This window comes from Trichormus variabilis 0441, from assembly GCF_009856605.1.
Taxonomy (GTDB): Bacteria; Cyanobacteriota; Cyanobacteriia; order Cyanobacteriales; family Nostocaceae; genus Trichormus; species Trichormus variabilis.
Window position 1 is genome coordinate 2,836,674 of sequence record NZ_CP047242.1, and the last position, 17,906, is coordinate 2,854,579.

Genomic DNA, 17,906 nt, shown 5'->3' on the forward strand with positions numbered 1-17,906 from the left:
AGTTGTCAGATCCCCGACCTCTGGAAAAAGCCGGGAATCTAGCAAACCCGTGAAAGGAGTAAAGGAGAATAACTTTTGACTAATGATTATTTGCAATTTGCCAAACAAGGCGATATGAATGCGATCGCCTCATTGATGAGCTTATATTTTCAACCGCAAGGCATCACTGTCAAAGCTAGTATCAAAAATAGTTGTTTACAGTTGATGTTGGAGTCTGAACAGGTTCCAGATAAACCATCATCTGTAGCTTTTATTCGTCAGGAATTATCTACGTGGCAACCTGCATTAATTACTAATGTGCGAATTTATGGTTTGAGGACTGATCAATCTTTTCCAGATTGGGAAGAAACTTTTTCACTGATCAGACAACAGTCTGAAACTGCAACATTTTTAGCAGCACTACGGACATTTAAATTTGCTTCTGTAGTTCCTTACCAAGATGTCTTTAGTGCCGAACTATATAGTAATAATACGGTCAAACTCCTATTATTTTTCGGACTATTCCCTCTAGGCATTGGTTTAATTGCTAACTCCAGTAATTTGGAACAGACTGCTTGGTTACTCGGTATTTATTACGCCAGTATTTGGGGAGTAGTTTTATACAATTTAATCAAGCCTGCTTGGTTTTCTTGGCGGGAAACACTGAAATGTATTGTGTTTACTGCCATTGTGGGCATACCTTTACTGCTGCTAATTCAACAATTTCCCCTATTTCAGTTACTTTACGCCGCTACAGAGTCGAACTTAGGACTAATCCCTCAATTGATTGGGTTTATTTTCGGTGTAGGAGTCTTAGAGGAAATTTGCAAAGCCTTGCCAGTATATCTATTCTTGCTGCGTCCTAGAAAACTCAATGAACCATTGACAGGGGCATTTTATGGGGCTATGTCAGGATTAGGATTTGCGATCGCTGAAGGTGGTTCCTACTCTTTACTCTACGCCTTTAACTTAGTCAGAGGACAATCAGGCTTTGGTACTTATATCTTGGTAAACACCATTCGCTTTGTCTCCTTACCCCTGTTCCATGCCATCTTAGCTGGAATAGTCGGTTATTTTTTGGGACTAGCAGCAATTAACCGTTCTCGACAGCTACCAATTATGTTTATTGGCGTAGCTTTGGCTGCTGTATTACACGGTTCATACAACACATTTAGCGATGGCATCCTTGGTCTTGTTATCATCAGCTTTACAATTTTATTGTTCGTCGCTTATTTGCGTCGCAGCCAACAAATGGTAACAGAAATGCAGCAGGCAGAATTGGAGAGATTGACATTACCGCAAGATAAATCTGAAAACTAATTCTGCGTTAGCATTACCGTTGCTACTAAATGCAATTTTGCAACAAATACTGAACTCTTTATATAGGAGAAATATACTGTTTTGTACCCCAACAAGATAGTCTAATTACAGTTTAAATCAAATAAATAAAACAAATATACTATTTTAGCTTCGCGTCTCGGACTATGAGCCGTAGCCACAGCCATCCTAAGCCACTACCAATAAAATAATAGGGAAAATCTGCCCAAGTGAAGGCAGTGCCAAGTAACATTCTTCCCCACCAAAATGAACGTACCCAATTTAGAAATGGTGGGTTCCACAATTGCATGACTTCCAACAGGCAAGTAATTACCAATACCCATAAAGGAATTTGCCAAACTGCCCGACGAGTGGGAATAAATAGAAAAGCAAACAAACACCAAAATATCTCATAAAAAATTCCTCCTACCTCTTGATTCAACCACCAAACAGAATTGCGATAGTGGCTGTATAAAAGTCCAGTAGGAAGAACAATAGCCAGGGAAACAATGGTTCGCCAGCGAATGTTCGTAAATAGCGGCATTATTTAAGGTTTTCTATCAATTATTTCGCTTCCAAGGAAGAGATTCATTGATTTTAACCGTGACACTACAAGCTGTCCACAACCATTAGTGGGGTTCAAAACCCCCGATTGTCTTTAATTTGAATTCCCCATACCCCTTCCCGCAGGGAAAGGGTTGATACCTGAATACTTCTATGGGAATCCGATTTGATTATGGAAATGCTCTAAGTATCTGTAGGGTGGGCAATGCCCACCATATGATGATTGTGGTGGGCATTGCCCACCCTACTTATATTTCAAAAATCAAATACTAGTCCTATATCAAACCCCCACTAATTGTTTATCCTTTGTCTCAATTGGTGCGGAAAGTGCTGCTTCCAAATCCGCACACCCTAATCTTTCCTCAAGGATGTTCATGACTTCTCGCCCGAAATCATTGGGGTTTTGTCGCCAAGCTTGCAAGCAGACTTCGCCAAAGAATGAACCAAGAGGTTCTGGGTTCCACAAGAGTTTTTTGGCTGTCCAAGGCATCAAACTCATGGGATTGTACCCTGGTTTGAGGACACCTTCTTTAAAAGCATATTCTTCTAAATGGGTATGGGGTTGCAAGCCAATAAAGAAAATAGCTGGTTCGACTTTATCAGCACCGAAGATTTTTTCCAATTCGCGGTGGTAGGCGATGGTTTGACGGATGGTTTCGGGACGTTCGTCAATCACATTAAAGGAATAATTGACAGAAACCATATCATTAAACCCAGCAGCTTTTAAGTCACGGCAGTTTTGCAAGACAGTCCGCAAGTTATAACCCATCCGCATTTTTCGCACGAGTTCTTGAGAACCACTGGTAATTCCAATTTCAAAATAGTTCATCCCAGTTTTTGCCATCAAATCACACAATTCTGGTGTGAGGTTGTCGGCTCTGATGTATGCTGCCCAGTGGATATCTGTCATGCCAGAATCAATAATTTTCTGTAACAGTTCCACAGCATCATCAATGAATTTTCGTGCAGGAATGAATTGGGCATCAGTAAACCAGAAGTTGCGAATGCCGCGATTATACAATTGCCGTATTTCTGCCACGACTTCATCAGCTGGGTTAATACGTACCTGTTTACCTTCCACTACGGTGTACACACAGTAACAACAGTTGTGAGGACAGCCACGTTTGGTTTGGACACCGATGTAAAAGTCTTGTTCTTGCAGGTAATAGTTAAACTCTGGCCATATAGCTTCGATATAGTCGTAGTTACAGGCGCTCTTTTCCAGTGGGGTGGGTTGTTCGTGAATTAGACGCTGGCGTGGTTTCGCTTCTCCCACCACATAACAGCGTTCATCCCGAAACTCTTTGCCACTTAAGAATTTTTCGAGTAAAGTTTCGCCTTCGCCCACAGAAATAATTGTGCCGTTGGGTAGGCTTTTACCTAGTTGTTCGTAAAATACGCTGACAGCACCACCACCCACAACCGCACGAGCATCAGCATGATATTTGGCGGCACGCTTTAAGCCACGTTTAATTAATCCCAGGTTACGCCACAACTCTACATAGTAGGCAATGAAGATGCGTAAGCCACCTAAAGCCCCACGTAATTTAATCAGGGGATTTTTAGCGTAGTAAAATTCAAAAGCGTTTTGCAAAGGGTTGCCACCACGTCCACCCACTGGGGCATAAATTTGAATATCTCGCCAAGAAAATACCAATAGGGTGGGTTGGAATTCGTCGATACAACGATCCAAGGCAGAGGCGTAATCTAAGGGTGGAACTGTTCCCAAATCAAAAATCCGTTGTTCGATGTTGGGAAACATTTTGTGGACATGATCGCTCAAGTAAACAACCCCAATAGGAAAGATGGGGTTACAAGGAAGGCGAACGTAGAGAATTCGATTTTCCATCATCGGTGTTTTAACTTCCATCTTGCCGTCTTTTGAGGAGAGTTGAAAAAATAGTCAATGTGCCAAGTGTGTTTTAGTCTGACGTGTATATTACAAGCCTGCTTGACATTTAAGCAGATTCTTGATAAGCAGATTTTCCTGGCATGGAAATAATATAGATTGGCTTTATGAAGAAAAATTTCATATATCTTTACCATAACACTGAGTTCATTCCTTAAGCGATGATCCCTATAGTTAAGCCATAAGAAGGTTGAAACCGAAAATTTTCTGTTAGAGGCTTCATTGCAGAACTGGAATAACGGTGAGTCAATGGCATTGATTATGAATTCAATCAGGCAGAAATTGAGAAAAAATATTTATTACTGTATAATTTCATGGGCAATAATTTCTTTTATATAAATTCCATAACTTGAACATATCTTTAGATATAAATAGCGTAGAAAATTTCAGTTGGTAGTCGGAGTTACAACATATTGGGATCAGCCAGTGTTAACTTTGCAGGTGTAATGTAAAATTGTGGCGACAAGCTCCTCAGCAGTTATGGCTCAAATATTAGATCCTCTACCACCTGAGCAATCAGGAAAAGTTCTCTGCTGCTACGTTAATGCCACGAGCAAAATCCAGGTCGCTCGCATCACCAATGTTCCCAACTGGTACTTTGAAAGGGTGGTTTTTCCTGGACAACGCCTCGTGTTTGAAGCTCCCATCGAAGGGCAAATGGAGATTCATACAGGTATGATGGCAAGTGCAATTTTGTCTGATACCATTCCGTGCGATCGCCTGATTATGAGCGAACCTAGCAGCAATGAATTTAATACAGATTCCGTAGGGACAGACCCTATTAGTACAAAATCCGTAGTGCAGACAAATAATACAAAACCTTTAACAGTTGCTGGTCTAGCATCCGTTGAATAAGAAAATAATTTTAGTCAAATATTAAAAGCTGCTGAATTCAGCAGCTTTTTTGTTTGGTTAATTGTTAATTGTCAGTTGTCAGTTGTCAGTTGTCAGTTGTCAATTGTCAGTTGTTTTACTCTACTCCCTTGCTTCCCCTGCTTCACCTGCTCCCCCTGCCCCCTACTCCCTTGCCCCCTGCCCCTTAAAAGTCCCACTCCCATCTACAATAAATATTTTATGCACCTACCTTCATTTATTTGGCTGTGGAAAATAGCCGCGTGGTCGATGGGATTATCGCTATTGGCTTATGTGCTGCTAGCAACCACAGGGTTTTGGATGTGGCGGATAAGAAATTCGCTCACAGTTCCCAGTTTTATGGTGTTTGCTGGGGGTCGTTCACAATGGGTAACGCTGCACTTGATTATGGGTGTCAGCATGGTCAGTTTAGTGTTGTTACTGCTGGCGATCGGAATTATCGGCACTTTGGGACACTTTGGCTTCTTGGGTCACTCATCGCACTTGTGGGCTGGATTAATTGTAGTGGGATTAGTTTTACTATCCGCCTTGAGTGCGACACAGATTAGGTTCGGGAAAGCTTGGGCTAGGCCGTTACACATAACTGTAAATACTATTTTGTTTGTAGGTTTCGCTTGGGTATCACTTACTGGTTGGAGTGTAGTACAGAAGTATTTACCTTGAACATATTCAGCGACCAGCTACCATCCCCTACTCTCACTATCCCGGTTAGACTAAATTTAAAAGCCTATAAGCCTAATTGAGCCGTGACAGCAAATTTAGTCGATAATTCAACTACTGTTTTCCGCCTATCTCCCCTAATTCGGATTACCTTACTCAGTCTATACATAGCCCTCACAGTCCCGTTACCTTTCTTAGCAGAGGCGACAAACGCACCTACACCACCGACTTTGTTATGGGTGGGAATTAGCATTGGTTTTGTTGGCTTGTATGCGGTGTTGACTGAACGAGTAGTTGTAGATGACCAAGGAATACAGGTAACATATCCAGTCTGGGTTCCCCAATTCTTCCGTAAAGGTTGGTCTTTACCTTGGAAAGAAGTAAAACAGATTAAACCCCGTTCCACAGGTCAAGGAGGGCTGGTTTATTATTTTCTCAGTCAAGATGGAAAAGCTTATTTACTACCCATGCGCGTAGCCGGATTTGCCCGTCTGGTGAACATTGTCCAAAGCAAAACAGGTATAGACACCACAGATGTTCGCCCTTTAGCACAACCGTGGATGTATTTAATTTTATTAGGATTTACACTATTACTACTTTTAATCGATGCTTGGGCGATCGCCACAGCTATAGCCATCTAAGATGAGGAACTGGGGATTAGGGACTAGGTAAAAAACTTCTCCCCTACACCCCCACACCCTACACCCTTAAATTCCCAATGACAGCCCAATTACGGCTAGAACAAGTTAATCTGTTTGCCAAGCTAAAAACCCAACTCCAGGGCTACCCAATATTGCAGGATATCTCTTTTGAGATTAACTCCGGCGATCGCCTAGCAATTATTGGTCCCTCCGGTGCTGGTAAAACTTCTCTACTACGTCTCATTAACCGACTTAGTGAACCCAATAGCGGCAAAATTTTTCTAGAAAATCAAGAATATCAGCAAATTCCTATTATCCAGTTACGCCAGATAGTGACCCTGGTATTACAAGAGCCAAAGTTACTGGGGATGACAGTCCAGCAAGCCTTAGCTTATCCTTTAGTTTTGCGCGGTTTGCCCAAAGAGACCATTCAACAGCGAGTCAGTCATTGGGCAGAACAGCTGCAAATCCCTAGTGATTGGTTAGGACGCACTGAGGTACAACTTTCGACTGGACAGAGACAGCTCGTAGCGATCGCTCGTGCTTTAGTCATTCAACCGAAAATCCTCCTCTTAGACGAGCCAACCTCTCATCTAGATATTGGCATAGCCTCCGATGTCATCCCAGTCTTAACCCAGCTAACTCAAACTCATCACACAACAATTGTGATGGTAAACAGCCAGCTAGACTTCACTCAGATGTTTTGTAATCGGCTTTTGTATTTACAGCAAGGACGTTTATTGGTAGATCAAACAGCTTCTAACATCGACTGGACTGACTTACAAAAGAGGTTGATGCACGCCGAAAACCAAGCCGATGAAGAATGGAACTAAGTTAATAATCAATAGTCATTAGTCAATGGTCATTAGTTATTCTTCTTTGCTTCCCCTGCTCCTCTAATTCCCTACCTCCTCTACACCCTCTGCCCACTTAGTGTTGAGCGTTGGTTGCTAAATCTTTCTTTTGTTAACTTTGCTTGTGTTTGTGGAGGATTAGCATTCAAAATTTCCATGTTAAATCTGTATCCAACATTGCGGATAGTCTGAATGAGGCTAGGTTGGCGGGGATCAAGTTCTACTTTTTTACGTAACGATAGAACATGAGTGTCAATGGTACGCGGATTGTCGATAGCGTCAGGCCACGCACGACGTAGCAACTCTGATCGGCTCAAAGGTACTCCACCAGCTTGCGCCAAAACGTACAACAAACTAAATTCCTGTGGAGTCAGGTCGATAAACTCCCCTTGGAATCGTACACGGCGCTGGACTAAATCGATTTGCAAAGTACCATAATCCAAATAAGCAGGAGCAGTAGGTGTACGCTTGCGGCGGATTAATGCCTCTACCCTAGCCAAAAACTCCTGCATCCCAAATGGTTTGCTCAAGTAATCATCAGCTCCCGCTTTCAACCCGGCAACAATATCAGCCTCATTAGTCCGAGCAGATAACATGAGAATTAGCGGCTGTTGCTGACGATGCAGCCAACGGCAAAATTCAATACCGTCACCATCTGGCAAATCAGCATCCAGAATGACCAGAGTTGGCTGATGGCTCAAAAAGGCTTCCCTTGCTTGATATATGCTGGCGGCTTGATGCACACGGTACTCCAACTGTTGCAAGTGCCAACCCAGCAACGACCTCAGATGGGGATTCCCCTCAACGATTTCAATACAAACCGAACCCACGGCGGCAAGACCCCTTAGCGTCGATGAATTTCAAAGTAACAAGCCCATGCCCAAGGTTTTGTAGTCTTTGTTACTCTAGCCACAATTACCTTTACGTTTTTTTATAGCCTATGTTGGCAAAATGTTGAGTTTATGCCTTGTCCAGAGCGCAGTTGATAATATTATTAAATTTTTGTTATAGTTATTAAAAGTTCTTTTAGCTAAATGACTTACATTTAGAACCTAACAATGTACCTCAAGATCATCAGCAAAAGAATACGCAGCGTTAATTTTTGGCTAAATTTGCTTGTAATTTAGTTAATTAGCACATTTTCCTTCTGCTCAAACTGTTCCCTGCACCTAAAAGTATAAAAATAGCCTAACGACTTAACGTGATTGTAAGTTTTCTGGAATAAAATCTAACTGTATTGTAGCTGCTGGAGTAACTATCAAAAGTGACAAAAAGGAATTGCATCTGAAATTGAAGCAGAAATTACCCTTCACATTTCAGCCTGAATCATTTACAATTCTCATTCCAAAGAGATAAATCAGCAGTTATGCTCCAAGACACACAAACCATCCGCTATTACCAACGAATTACCGACGCCTTCGTCGATTTGTGGAATCGCGGTTATCGCACGGATGAAATGCGGATGTATTTGGACGGTTATCTAGCCGCACTGCGACACAGTAACGTCATTGAGCCTTATCTGATTCATCGTTTAGAGGAGGAAGCTAGTCGCTACTTGTACGATGTGTCAAACTTTGTGAAAACACAGCCACAACCAGATTATTACTAACCCTTACCAAAGAGCCAATAATAGCGCCTGTAGCTCAACGCACGCAGACGATCTTAGCATATTATCTGTAATGGTCAAGAGCCACAATGACGGTAATTTGGGGAAATACTCTACTCATGGATATCCGCCTCTCAGTTATTGAGGGATTTCCTATCATCATAATTGGGACACAGGGAGTTGAAATTTTGGATTTTTAATTGAGTATTTAGAATTGCAAATCCAAAATTACAGGGGCATAGGGCGTAGGAAATGGGAAATTGGCTAACTTTCCAGAATGTCTGCTCCAATACCTTTGGTAAAATATCTTTGGGCTATTCCTATGCCCCGTACCCAACTTTATATGAAAGAGTATTATGCGTAAATCCTACTTTTTCTAATTTCTAGAAGATTGTCGAAATTCAGAATATAGAAACCAAATTTCAGAAGTCATGGGAATTTTAAAAACATTCAAGTTTACTATTTGATAAGTTACTTTTCACTAAGTAGCAGTAATGTTTACTCTTAAGTAAAACATAATTCTGATTTGGGATTCTAAAAACTAATCTAGTTTAAATTCACTTGATTTATTTAGCTCTAGCACAACCTTCCAAAACCGTATTACCTGCAATATATACTGCTGAGTAAGGGTACTTGATATCAGACATACCATCACTACAAAAACCTTTTCTGATTACCAGGGTACTTGTGCTGTTGCGCCCTCGCAAACGATAAACTCTGACTAAATCTGCTGGTCTTCCTGATGCTGTGGAAGGGGCAATATAAGGAAAATTTTGACTGGATTCAGGGGTAGAGTAGATTATTCCTTTTCTGCTAATTGTTACACCCCAAAATGGTTCTGTACCACTAGCAATTAATTCTTCACCACTAACTCGATTAGTTGCTTGAGAAACTAAGAAATTTTTATTAACGTATTCTTTTTTGCTGTTGGCACTACTAGGATTACTCAACATTAAGATAGTAGTCACTCCAGCTAAGAATGTAGACAAAATTTGTGTTTTCATGGCTTGCTAATTAAATTTAGTAGTTAGCTAGTTTCGTGTTTTTTCAACTACAACATTAATAATATGTTTTCCGTCTAAATATTGAGGATTTTGAGAGCGGCGGGATACGCCTATTACCGTAATAGTTTTGTAAATATACCTAAATCAATTTCATACATAAACTTGACTAAATCGGTCAACATACCGGAAAATAACACTATCTCAAATAGTTAGACATACTAACAGTTCGATTGGCGAGGAATAATACAAGAGAATGAGTAAGAAGAAACAACTAAGACTGGGTGCTTTCTTGCCAAGCTCTGGACATCATGTAGCATCATGGCGACACCCTGATGCACAGGCGGATGGGGGCTTGAACTTTCAGCATTATCGCCGGATTGCCCAGACGGCGGAACGTGGCAAATTTGACATGATATTCCTAGCTGATGGTGTAGCTGTACGCGACAGAGGTCAAGGAGCCGATGTTTTGAGCCGTAATGGCAAACTCGTACATTTTGAACCTCTTACCCTACTGTCGGCTTTATCTGTCGTCACCGAACGCATTGGTTTGACAGCAACAGTATCAACGACGTATAACGAACCTTTTCACCTAGCCCGTAAATTTGCGTCCCTCGACTATCTCAGTGGTGGGCGTGCAGGCTGGAACCTTGTGACATCTGCGACAGAAGCCGAAGCGCTGAACTTCAACCGCGAAAAGCACATGGAACATACCCAGCGCTATGAACGGGCGCGTGAGTTTGTTGATGTTGTCACCAAACTCTGGGATAGCTGGGAGGATGACGCATTCCTCAGAGATAAAGAATCAGGAATTTATTTTGATGCTGATAAGCTGCACATTCCTAACCACAAAGGGGAACATTTTTCAGTACGTGGGCCGTTGAATGTCGCTCGTCCCATCCAAGGGTATCCGGTGATTATTCAAGCTGGCTCATCAGAAGATGGTAAAAATCTGGCAGCCCAAACGGCAGAGGTAATTTTCACTGCCCAACAGACTCTAGAGGAAGCCCAGGCGTTCTATGCTGATGTGAAAGGGAGATTGGCACAATATGGACGCTCTCCTGAGCATCTGAAGATTATGCCAGGAATTTTCCCAGTGATTGGTAAGACTGAACAAGAAGCCAAAGATAAATTCGACCAAATTCAAGAGTTAATTGATCCTGTTGTTGGGTTAAATCTATTGGGAGGGATGATTGGTGGATTTGATTTATCTGGCTACCCTCTAGATGGGCCTCTGCCAGATTTACCAGAAACCAATGGTGGTAAGAGCCGTCAGAAACTACTAACTGACCTTGCCAGAAGAGAAAATTTAACCATCCGCCAACTGTATTTGTGGATTGCAGGGGCCCGTGGTCATCGTCAAATATTAGGTACACCCGCACAAATTGCTGACCAGTTGGAAGATTGGTTTGTAAATGACGGGGCTGATGGATTTAATATTATGCCCCCTTGGTTGCCAGAAGGATTGGATGATTTTGTAGAATATGTCATCCCAGAATTGCAACGCCGGGGTTTATTCCGCACTGAATATGAAGGTAATACTTTACGTGAAAATCTAGGATTACCTCGCCCAGTCAACCAGTTTAGTAAAATAGCTGTTTCTCCTGAACTGGCGGGGGTTGGGCTTTAAGGAGCAGAGGAAGGGATTGTTTCGCTCCCCACTCATAAAAAAACAACCCTCTTCATTTAGAGAAGGTTGTTTTTTTGTTTGCAATTAATTGGGCGGGAGATTCAGAATGGCGCGATCGCCAAACAGATAACAGCTAAGATGGTAGCTATCACGTAAAATGAGCTAACTACCTGTAATTCTGACCAGCCTGATAGTTCTAAATGGTGGTGCAGAGGAGCCATTTTCAAGAGGCGCTTGCCTTTGCCGTCAGGGCCTTTAGTGGCTTTGTAGTAGCTTACCTGTGCCATTACAGAAAGGGTTTCAACGAAGAAGATACCACTGAGGATAAACAAGGCTACCAAACTGTTAGTTAGTAAGGCTACAGCCGCTAAAGCACCCCCCAGTGCTAGGGAACCTGTATCACCCATAAATACCCTAGCTGGGTTGCGGTTGTGAGCTAAGAAACCTAAGCAACTACCACTTAAAGCTGCACAGAAAACCATTAATGCGGGGGATGTTGGGGCAACTATAGCACCTAATGCGAGTAAGGCGATCGCTACAGTTCCTCCAGCCAAGCCATCAATACCATCAGTTAAATTAGTTGCATTACTCTCTGCCACTAGGACAAAGCCAGCCAAAGGCCAGAATAAAAATCCCAAAGGTAGGGCAAAGCTTACCCAGGGTAAAGCAATACTCGTAATATTAGCGGGTTGATTAAACATTAACCATAAACAAAAGGCTGCTGCAAAACAGATTTGCAAAGCCAATTTCATCCGTGGGGATATACCCTTATTAGACTTGCGGCGCAGAATTTGCCAATCGTCAATCCAACCAATTAGCCCATAGCTAAGGGTGAGAGCCGAGACAGCAAGTACTTCTGTGGCAAAGTTAGACAGTACACAAGCACCTACCACGGCAACAGGAATGAAAAATATCCCCCCCATTGTGGGTGTGCCGGCTTTTTTCAAATGGGCTTGAGGACCATCTTCACGGATGATTTGCCCAGTTTTCAGTGCTTGCAGTAGAGGTACGACAAAGTAACCTGCAATAGCTGAAGCAATAGTACATAGCAACAAGGGCAAGGTAAGCGATGTACCTTGCCAGGGATTTCTGTTTGCTATCCAATCCAAAGTTAAAGCTGCTATGCCTAGCCCGGCGGCTAAGGAAGAAGCTAGACCAATACCAGAAATATTTAATCCTTGATTAGGCGATAATTTAGCGTCCACAAAAGTTTCCCTTCACTCCACACTTCAATAAAAATGAATTATAGGGACTATACATAACAGAGTCCCAGTCTCAAAAGACTAATCTTCGTCTATGGTGATATCGTCATCATCATCATCAAGGTAATCGATGCCGTCTTCTCCACCCAGGAACTCTGATATTTCTTCTTCTTCATCGGAAAAATCTGGTTCATGAACGTCGCGGGAAATCAGACGACCGTTGGCTTGCAACCAATCTAATAGGGAAGATTCTTGCTTTAGAGGGATGACAGCCGCACGCTGGTTACGAGGTTCTTCACGTAAAGGAGAATTCAACATATCGATATCTAATGAGCAAAAAGACTTATGTAACTAGACATTAAGCAGTCTATCACTTGAGACGGGATAATTTAGTTATTTCTTCAACTATTGGATTGATAAATCCGCAAGCTGACAGAAATAATTTATTTGATAAAGATAAACTAATTGGGAATAGATTTTTAGTTATTTTCCACCTCCATACATAGGACATTAATATCGATTTAATGTGAGTTTAATAGTGATGCTTGTTAAAGGAATGTGATGTTGAAAAAAACAGCTTTATTAGATGCGATCGCCGGGACTAATCGCGGTTTATTGGCTAGTGAACAGCAGAAACGGGCTATCTTAGCAGCGATCGCTACATTAGAAGACCTCAATCCTACACCGCGTCCAGTAGAAAATGCCAATCTGCTAGACGGCAATTGGCGACTACTATACACCACCAGTAAAGCTCTTTTAAACTTAGATCGCGTACCTGTATATAAACTTGGACAAATTTATCAGTGTATTCGGGTAGAAACTACCAGCGTTTACAACATAGCAGAGATTTATGGCTTACCTTATCTCGAAGGATTAGTTAGCGTAGCTGCCAAATTTGAGCCAGTTTCAGAACGGCGTGTTCAAGTGAAATTCCAACGTTCCATCGTTGGTTTACAACGATTAATCGGGTACACTTCCCCAGAAGACTTTATCCAACGAATTGAAGCTGGTAAAAAGTTCACTGCCCTAGACATACTTATAAAAAGTGATACACAGCAGGGATGGTTAGATATCACCTACATAGATCACAACTTACGCATTGGCAGGGGTAACGAGGGTAGCGTGTTTGTTTTAAGTAAAACATAAGTTTTTTCTTAAAAATGTGTTTGCGAACGAAGTTACGCGATCATTTAACCTTTGTCAAGGAGGGTCTGACCCCCGTCTTAAGGCTGAGATTGGCAAGGAAACAGTGACTAAAGGAGGAGATTGACACTAGAGGCAAAGAATCGAGAAAAACCTATGACTGTTGACTATGAGCAACTGATAACTGACAGCCGACAAATAACCAATCAGACAAATAACTTAACAAAGCCTCTAGTGATGGCATTCAAGATGTAGAGTGAAATCAAATAGCCCTATATATTGGCAATTGATAACTAAAAGGGAAGATACTCATGGTTCAACGTGGTTCTAAAGTACGTATTCTCCGCCCAGAATCCTACTGGTTCCAAGATGTCGGAACTGTAGCTTCTGTTGACCAAAGTGGCATCAAATACCCAGTAATTGTCCGCTTTGATAAGGTAAACTACTCTGGCATCAACACCAACAACTTTGCGGTAGATGAATTAATAGAGGTGGAAGCACCTAAAGCCAAGCCTGCTAAAAAATAAGCAGCCAAGCCTCAAAGGGATTATTTAATGGGATGATGGGAGAAGGGTAAAATTATAGATACGAAGTATGAAATTATAATTTTTCATTCTTCACATCAGCCTACTCTACCGTATACCAACCGCCATGCGGATATTTACGGATTCTCCTGAGTAGTGCAACAAAGATTTAGAGTGTCTATATTCTTTCTCGTTTTTGATTTCCAAAAAGTATTCCCATAGCTTGCTCAATCAGCTTAAATGCCTGAATTGCCTGAAGTTGAAACAGTACGGCGGGGTTTAAACCAACTAACCCTAAACCGAAAAATTACGGGTGGAGATGTGTTGCTTCATCGCACCATCGCTCACCCTTTTTCTGTTGGTGATTTTTTGAATGGAATTACCGGTGATTCCATTAGTGCTTGGCATCGTCGCGGTAAATATCTCCTCGCTTCCACTACTTCCGCCGCTTGGCTAGGTGTGCATCTGAGGATGACTGGTCAATTACTGTGGTTAAACCAAGATGAGCCTTTACATAAGCACACGCGGGTAAGAATATTTTTCGAGGATCAACAGGAATTACGCTTTGTTGACCAACGAACTTTCGGTCAAATGTGGTGGGTTTCATCGGGAATGGCTGTAGAAAGCGTGATTACTGGTTTAGCTAAACTTGCCGTAGATCCCTTTTCACCTGAATTTACTGTTGAGTACCTTGCTAATAAGCTGCATAATCGTCGCCGTCCCATAAAAACAGCACTATTAGACCAGTCGGTTGTTGCAGGATTAGGTAACATCTATGCTGACGAAGCATTGTTTAAAAGTGGTGTGTTACCAGAAACTCTATGTACAGAAGTGCAGTTAAAGCAAATTGAGCTTTTGAGGACGGCAATTATTCAAGTTTTGGAAACCAGTATTGAGGCTGGTGGTACAACTTTTAGTAATTTTCTCAACGTTAAAGGGGTCAACGGTAATTATGGTGGTGTCGCCTGGGTGTATAACCGTGCAGGGGAACCATGTAAAGTTTGTGGTGATGTAATTCAGCGCATCAAGCTAGGTGGAAGATCCAGCCATTTTTGTCGCCAGTGTCAAGTTTAGGGGTGTAGAGAAAAAATAATTGTTTCCATTGAAAGTATTGATACCTGTCGCACCCCAGGTAAATTGAACTTTTGTACTCGGCTGCAAGCTAAAATCCTCTATGAGCCGATAAAAAAATAGAGGGGATTTATGCCAGTTAAAAAAGGAGAAATGGTTCGCGCTATCCGCGAGAAACTAGAAAATAGTGTAGAAGCGACAGCCAGCGATACTCGCTTTCCAGCTTACTTGTTTGAAACTAAGGGTGAAGTCGTAGATATCAAAGGTGATTACGCACTGGTAATGTTTGGACAAGTACCAACGCCTAATATCTGGTTACGTTTAGATCAAATTGAATCGTTTTAACGCGGGGAGTAGGGGAAGAGACTTTAGCTAACTAATGTCGAGTTTCCTTGCTTCCAGCCAATTCACTCCATGACAAATTACAATTTGCGAATTACAAGTTACAAATTCATCTAAGTTGTTAAGGTGGGTGGTGTAAGGATGCAATTCTACTCGAACTATGTCTTCTTCTCCAGACTCCCCCCCAATTTTGCATCGTCTACCTCGTGTCGCCATTATTGGTGCTGGTAGGGTTGGTAGCACTTTAGCTCAACGTATTGCTGAAAAAAATCTAGCAGATGTGGTGCTATTAGATATTGTTGAGGGTATGCCTCAAGGATTGGCACTAGATTTATTAGAAGCTAGGGGTATTGAACTGCATAATCGTCAGATTATCGGCACAAATAATTATGCTGATACCTCTGGTTCACAAATTGTCGTTATAACAGCCGGATTTCCCCGCAAGCCAGGGATGAGTCGGGATGACTTGTTGAGAACTAACGCCAAAATTGTTGTGGAAGCAGCAAAGCAAGCGATCGCCTACTCTCCCTGTGCTATTTTTATCGTAGTCACTAATCCTCTGGATGTAATGACCTATTTAGCTTGGGAAGCTACAGGTTTACCCCGTAACCGCATCATGGGTATGGCTGGGGTGTTAGACTCGGCAAGATTTGAAACTTTTATAGCCTTGGAATTAGGAGTATTACCTGCGGATGTCAAAGCGATGGTATTGGGTAGTCATGGGGATTTGATGGTTCCCCTGTCTCGTCATGCCACAGTTAATGGTATCCCGATTACAGAATTGTTAGATGCAGCCACAATAGAAAGGTTGGTGGAGAGAACCCGTAATGGTGGTGCGGAAATTGTGGAACTTATGCAGACTGGTGGCGCATTTTTTGCACCTGCATCAGCTACAAGTTTGATGGTGGAATCGATTTTATTGAATCAGTCGCGCCTGTTACCTGTGTCTGTATATCTGCAAGGCGAATATGGTTTAAAAGATGTAGTGATTGGTGTTCCTTGTCGCCTGGGATTAAATGGAATTGAGAGTGTAATCGAATTAAATCTCAGTGATAGTGAAAGAGAAGCTTTACAAACTTCGGCTCAATCGGTGCAGAAAAATATTGAGCGATGGCATTCTACCCAGCATAGCTGATATCAATAAATTTTGAGTGTCACTTGATGAACTAAAAATATCTTACCTGAGATGTATATTTTAAAGATATTGGTATGTTATTGGTTTCAGGAAAAGTAACTATTAATGAAGTATTTTCTGGCTTTGCTTTCGCATCCACAATGCTAGTACACCCATAAACACAACTCCCATGATTCCTTGTAGGGGATTGTTATTCACTCCAGTTACCCAGTCAGGAACTTGACCTGAATATTGAATTAATCCTCCTACATTGATAATGTAGTATCCCCAGACTAAACCACCATGTAACCCAATTGGTAAACCCAAACGTCCCCTACGCCAGCGTTTACCCCATACCTGCGTTAGCCCCAACAAGACCAAAGCTGGAAATTGCGGTAGTGTATGAATAATGACTTCTAGTGGTTTAATAAAATGTAGTGATGCAAATGTAACTGCATCTATCCACAATGCCGAAGGTGGACTGTAATCTCGTTGCAACTCATCCAGCAACCATCCACGAAATAACAATTCTTCAGCAAATCCCACACCCAAACCGACGAAAAAGCCTTCTAAAACTATCTTGAGTAATAAAATTGTTGGTTGCTGCCATTTTAGCCAGCCCAAAAAACCTTCAATGGTGAATAAAATCAGAATGTTAATCAACCCCATTCCCAAGCCACAAAGCATTTCTACACCATTACGCCGCGTGAATTCTAAACCATAGTGCTGAAGTATTTGCGGTTGCTGATAGACATTAATACCCCACAATCTCAGCAAAAAAATGAACTCTGCATACAACAACACCATTGTCAAGATACTTGCTAAATTAGTATCACGCACTAATAAGTAAATTGGTGCGGCCAAAGGTAACCATAAGAATAATAAAGCGAGAATAAAATAGCCCAGCCTAATTGGGGCTGGACGCTGGGCTAAAAAAGCAAGTCTGTTTTTCATATAGGGTTCACCAGTCAGCACTCCAGATTATGACTGATGACATCATCATTGGTAATCCATACTTCGCAGTTGGCAATATTCGTTGTAAGAGCGAGACCTTGCTATTGAAGATTTACCGATTATTCATCGGGTTCGATGGTACTGCTAAGACCGTGATCTTTGAGGGTTTCGCAGTAAAATTCTGCGTGTTCTTGAGCGCAGGTAATAACTAAGGCAAGCCCATTAGTGTGGGCTTCCATCATAATACTCACAGCTTGAGGCTGGGTTAGGCTCGGCACGGTGGTGATTAGTACTTGCACCACATACTCCATAGAGTTGTAGTCATCGTTATGGAGCAAAACGCGATACCGAGGCGCGAGCTTGCGGGATGTGGAACGCTTCTCAATGGTTTCGACTGACACAGCTTTTGCTCTTGCCTTTTGGAGTTACTACAATACAGTTTCTGTACAGCGATCGCTTAACGGTCATTTACTCATTTTATAGCATTTTCACGAGAATTTTATGTCATGGAAGACTTTCTTG

20 protein-coding genes are annotated in these 17,906 nt (G+C 41.9%); 12 read left to right on the top strand and 8 right to left on the bottom strand.

The genetic code is table 11. The features are described from left to right. The first annotated feature begins 75 nt into the window (after positions 1–75). Positions 76–1,299 (top strand): PrsW family intramembrane metalloprotease, encoded by a 1,224-nt coding sequence (locus GSQ19_RS11540; RefSeq protein ID WP_011318099.1) that lies wholly within the window; start codon positions 76–78, stop codon positions 1,297–1,299. Between the two features lie 139 nt (positions 1,300–1,438). On the opposite strand, the gene GSQ19_RS11545 is transcribed toward GSQ19_RS11540, so the two are convergent. Together GSQ19_RS11545 and GSQ19_RS11550 are read right to left on the bottom strand one after the other, a co-directional pair. Further along, the gene (locus GSQ19_RS11545) at positions 1,439–1,840 is read right to left on the bottom strand and encodes a ribosomal maturation YjgA family protein (protein ID WP_011318100.1); all 402 of its coding nucleotides are present in this window, start codon (positions 1,838–1,840) and stop codon (positions 1,439–1,441) included. Positions 1,841–2,140: 300 nt separating this feature from the next. After that, the gene (locus tag GSQ19_RS11550; protein WP_011318101.1) at positions 2,141–3,730 is read right to left on the bottom strand and encodes a photosystem II high light acclimation radical SAM protein; all 1,590 of its coding nucleotides are present in this window, start codon (positions 3,728–3,730) and stop codon (positions 2,141–2,143) included. Positions 3,731–4,249: 519 nt separating this feature from the next. On the opposite strand from GSQ19_RS11550, the gene GSQ19_RS11555 reads away from it, so the two are divergent. From GSQ19_RS11555 to GSQ19_RS11570, 4 genes are all read left to right on the top strand, one after another. After that, positions 4,250–4,624, top strand: a complete 375-nt coding sequence (locus GSQ19_RS11555) for a DUF1830 domain-containing protein (RefSeq protein WP_041456039.1) — start codon at positions 4,250–4,252, stop codon at positions 4,622–4,624. 219 nt (positions 4,625–4,843) lie between these two features. After that, complete coding sequence (locus GSQ19_RS11560) at positions 4,844–5,305, top strand: DUF4079 domain-containing protein (RefSeq protein WP_011318103.1); 462 nt, start codon at positions 4,844–4,846, stop codon at positions 5,303–5,305. A gap of 83 nt (positions 5,306–5,388) precedes the next feature. Further along, positions 5,389–5,943 carry a hypothetical protein gene (locus GSQ19_RS11565; RefSeq protein WP_011318104.1) on the top strand — a complete coding sequence of 185 codons (555 nt, stop codon included), beginning with the start codon at positions 5,389–5,391 and terminating at the stop codon, positions 5,941–5,943. 77 nt (positions 5,944–6,020) lie between these two features. Further along, complete coding sequence (locus tag GSQ19_RS11570) at positions 6,021–6,776, top strand: ABC transporter ATP-binding protein (protein WP_011318105.1); 756 nt, start codon at positions 6,021–6,023, stop codon at positions 6,774–6,776. Positions 6,777–6,856: 80 nt separating this feature from the next. On the opposite strand, the gene GSQ19_RS11575 is transcribed toward GSQ19_RS11570, so the two are convergent. Then, a complete protein-coding gene (locus tag GSQ19_RS11575) occupies positions 6,857–7,627 on the bottom strand; it encodes a response regulator transcription factor (RefSeq protein ID WP_010998450.1) in 771 nt (256 codons plus the stop codon). Positions 7,628–8,163: 536 nt separating this feature from the next. Between GSQ19_RS11575 and GSQ19_RS11580 the strand changes: the two genes are divergently transcribed. Then, positions 8,164–8,406 (top strand): DUF6761 family protein, encoded by a 243-nt coding sequence (locus GSQ19_RS11580; RefSeq protein WP_010998451.1) that lies wholly within the window; start codon positions 8,164–8,166, stop codon positions 8,404–8,406. Between the two features lie 563 nt (positions 8,407–8,969). Here GSQ19_RS11580 and GSQ19_RS11585 read toward each other — a convergent pair. Then, a complete protein-coding gene (locus tag GSQ19_RS11585) occupies positions 8,970–9,407 on the bottom strand; it encodes a COG3650 family protein (protein WP_011318106.1) in 438 nt (145 codons plus the stop codon). A 253-nt stretch (positions 9,408–9,660) separates the two neighbouring features. Here GSQ19_RS11585 and GSQ19_RS11590 point away from each other — a divergent pair, with 253 nt between their 5' ends. After that, a complete protein-coding gene (locus GSQ19_RS11590) occupies positions 9,661–11,034 on the top strand; it encodes an LLM class flavin-dependent oxidoreductase (protein WP_011318107.1) in 1,374 nt (457 codons plus the stop codon). Between the two features lie 101 nt (positions 11,035–11,135). Here the strand turns inward: GSQ19_RS11590 and mraY are convergent, their stop codons facing one another. Both mraY and GSQ19_RS11600 read right to left on the bottom strand, forming a co-directional pair. Further along, positions 11,136–12,239 carry a phospho-N-acetylmuramoyl-pentapeptide-transferase gene (gene mraY, locus GSQ19_RS11595; RefSeq protein WP_011318108.1) on the bottom strand — a complete coding sequence of 368 codons (1,104 nt, stop codon included), beginning with the start codon at positions 12,237–12,239 and terminating at the stop codon, positions 11,136–11,138. Between the two features lie 78 nt (positions 12,240–12,317). Further along, entirely contained in the window at positions 12,318–12,554 is a 237-nt protein-coding gene (locus GSQ19_RS11600) for a DUF3134 domain-containing protein (RefSeq protein ID WP_010998455.1), read from the bottom strand. A gap of 243 nt (positions 12,555–12,797) precedes the next feature. Between GSQ19_RS11600 and GSQ19_RS11605 the strand changes: the two genes are divergently transcribed. The 5 genes from GSQ19_RS11605 (at position 12,798) to mdh (ending at position 16,451) form a co-directional block, all read left to right on the top strand. After that, positions 12,798–13,382: a PAP/fibrillin family protein gene (locus tag GSQ19_RS11605; protein ID WP_011318109.1), complete on the top strand. Its 585-nt coding sequence runs from the start codon at positions 12,798–12,800 to the stop codon at positions 13,380–13,382. Between the two features lie 308 nt (positions 13,383–13,690). Further along, positions 13,691–13,906: a photosystem I reaction center subunit IV gene (locus tag GSQ19_RS11610; RefSeq protein WP_011318110.1), complete on the top strand. Its 216-nt coding sequence runs from the start codon at positions 13,691–13,693 to the stop codon at positions 13,904–13,906. 237 nt (positions 13,907–14,143) lie between these two features. Further along, complete coding sequence (locus GSQ19_RS11615) at positions 14,144–14,977, top strand: DNA-formamidopyrimidine glycosylase (RefSeq protein ID WP_011318111.1); 834 nt, start codon at positions 14,144–14,146, stop codon at positions 14,975–14,977. Positions 14,978–15,106: 129 nt separating this feature from the next. Continuing rightward, positions 15,107–15,319: an NAD(P)H-quinone oxidoreductase subunit O gene (ndhO, locus tag GSQ19_RS11620; protein ID WP_011318112.1), complete on the top strand. Its 213-nt coding sequence runs from the start codon at positions 15,107–15,109 to the stop codon at positions 15,317–15,319. 157 nt (positions 15,320–15,476) lie between these two features. Continuing rightward, on the top strand, positions 15,477–16,451 hold the full coding sequence (gene mdh, locus GSQ19_RS11625; RefSeq protein ID WP_011318113.1) for a malate dehydrogenase: 975 nt from the start codon (positions 15,477–15,479) through the stop codon (positions 16,449–16,451). A gap of 102 nt (positions 16,452–16,553) precedes the next feature. Here the strand turns inward: mdh and GSQ19_RS11630 are convergent, their stop codons facing one another. Both GSQ19_RS11630 and clpS read right to left on the bottom strand, forming a co-directional pair. After that, positions 16,554–17,384, bottom strand: a complete 831-nt coding sequence (locus GSQ19_RS11630; protein ID WP_011318114.1) for a CPBP family intramembrane glutamic endopeptidase — start codon at positions 17,382–17,384, stop codon at positions 16,554–16,556. A gap of 119 nt (positions 17,385–17,503) precedes the next feature. Further along, entirely contained in the window at positions 17,504–17,785 is a 282-nt protein-coding gene (gene clpS, locus GSQ19_RS11635) for an ATP-dependent Clp protease adapter ClpS (RefSeq protein WP_011318115.1), read from the bottom strand. Positions 17,786–17,906 lie beyond the last annotated feature (121 nt).

What these genes read in the sequence shown, in the direction of transcription:
- GSQ19_RS11545 (WP_011318100.1), bottom strand. Translation starts at nt 1,840, where the DNA reads ATGCCGCTATTTACGAACATTCGCTGGCGAACCATTGTTTCCCTGGCT.
- GSQ19_RS11550 (WP_011318101.1), bottom strand. Translation starts at nt 3,730, where the DNA reads ATGGAAGTTAAAACACCGATGATGGAAAATCGAATTCTCTACGTTCGC.
- GSQ19_RS11555 (WP_041456039.1), top strand. Translation starts at nt 4,250, where the DNA reads ATGGCTCAAATATTAGATCCTCTACCACCTGAGCAATCAGGAAAAGTT.
- GSQ19_RS11560 (WP_011318103.1), top strand. Translation starts at nt 4,844, where the DNA reads ATGCACCTACCTTCATTTATTTGGCTGTGGAAAATAGCCGCGTGGTCG.
- GSQ19_RS11570 (WP_011318105.1), top strand. Translation starts at nt 6,021, where the DNA reads ATGACAGCCCAATTACGGCTAGAACAAGTTAATCTGTTTGCCAAGCTA.
- GSQ19_RS11580 (WP_010998451.1), top strand. Translation starts at nt 8,164, where the DNA reads ATGCTCCAAGACACACAAACCATCCGCTATTACCAACGAATTACCGAC.
- GSQ19_RS11585 (WP_011318106.1), bottom strand. Translation starts at nt 9,407, where the DNA reads ATGAAAACACAAATTTTGTCTACATTCTTAGCTGGAGTGACTACTATC.
- GSQ19_RS11590 (WP_011318107.1), top strand. Translation starts at nt 9,661, where the DNA reads ATGAGTAAGAAGAAACAACTAAGACTGGGTGCTTTCTTGCCAAGCTCT.
- GSQ19_RS11600 (WP_010998455.1), bottom strand. Translation starts at nt 12,554, where the DNA reads ATGTTGAATTCTCCTTTACGTGAAGAACCTCGTAACCAGCGTGCGGCT.
- GSQ19_RS11605 (WP_011318109.1), top strand. Translation starts at nt 12,798, where the DNA reads ATGTTGAAAAAAACAGCTTTATTAGATGCGATCGCCGGGACTAATCGC.
- GSQ19_RS11610 (WP_011318110.1), top strand. Translation starts at nt 13,691, where the DNA reads ATGGTTCAACGTGGTTCTAAAGTACGTATTCTCCGCCCAGAATCCTAC.
- GSQ19_RS11615 (WP_011318111.1), top strand. Translation starts at nt 14,144, where the DNA reads ATGCCTGAATTGCCTGAAGTTGAAACAGTACGGCGGGGTTTAAACCAA.
- ndhO (WP_011318112.1), top strand. Translation starts at nt 15,107, where the DNA reads ATGCCAGTTAAAAAAGGAGAAATGGTTCGCGCTATCCGCGAGAAACTA.
- mdh (WP_011318113.1), top strand. Translation starts at nt 15,477, where the DNA reads ATGTCTTCTTCTCCAGACTCCCCCCCAATTTTGCATCGTCTACCTCGT.
- GSQ19_RS11630 (WP_011318114.1), bottom strand. Translation starts at nt 17,384, where the DNA reads ATGAAAAACAGACTTGCTTTTTTAGCCCAGCGTCCAGCCCCAATTAGG.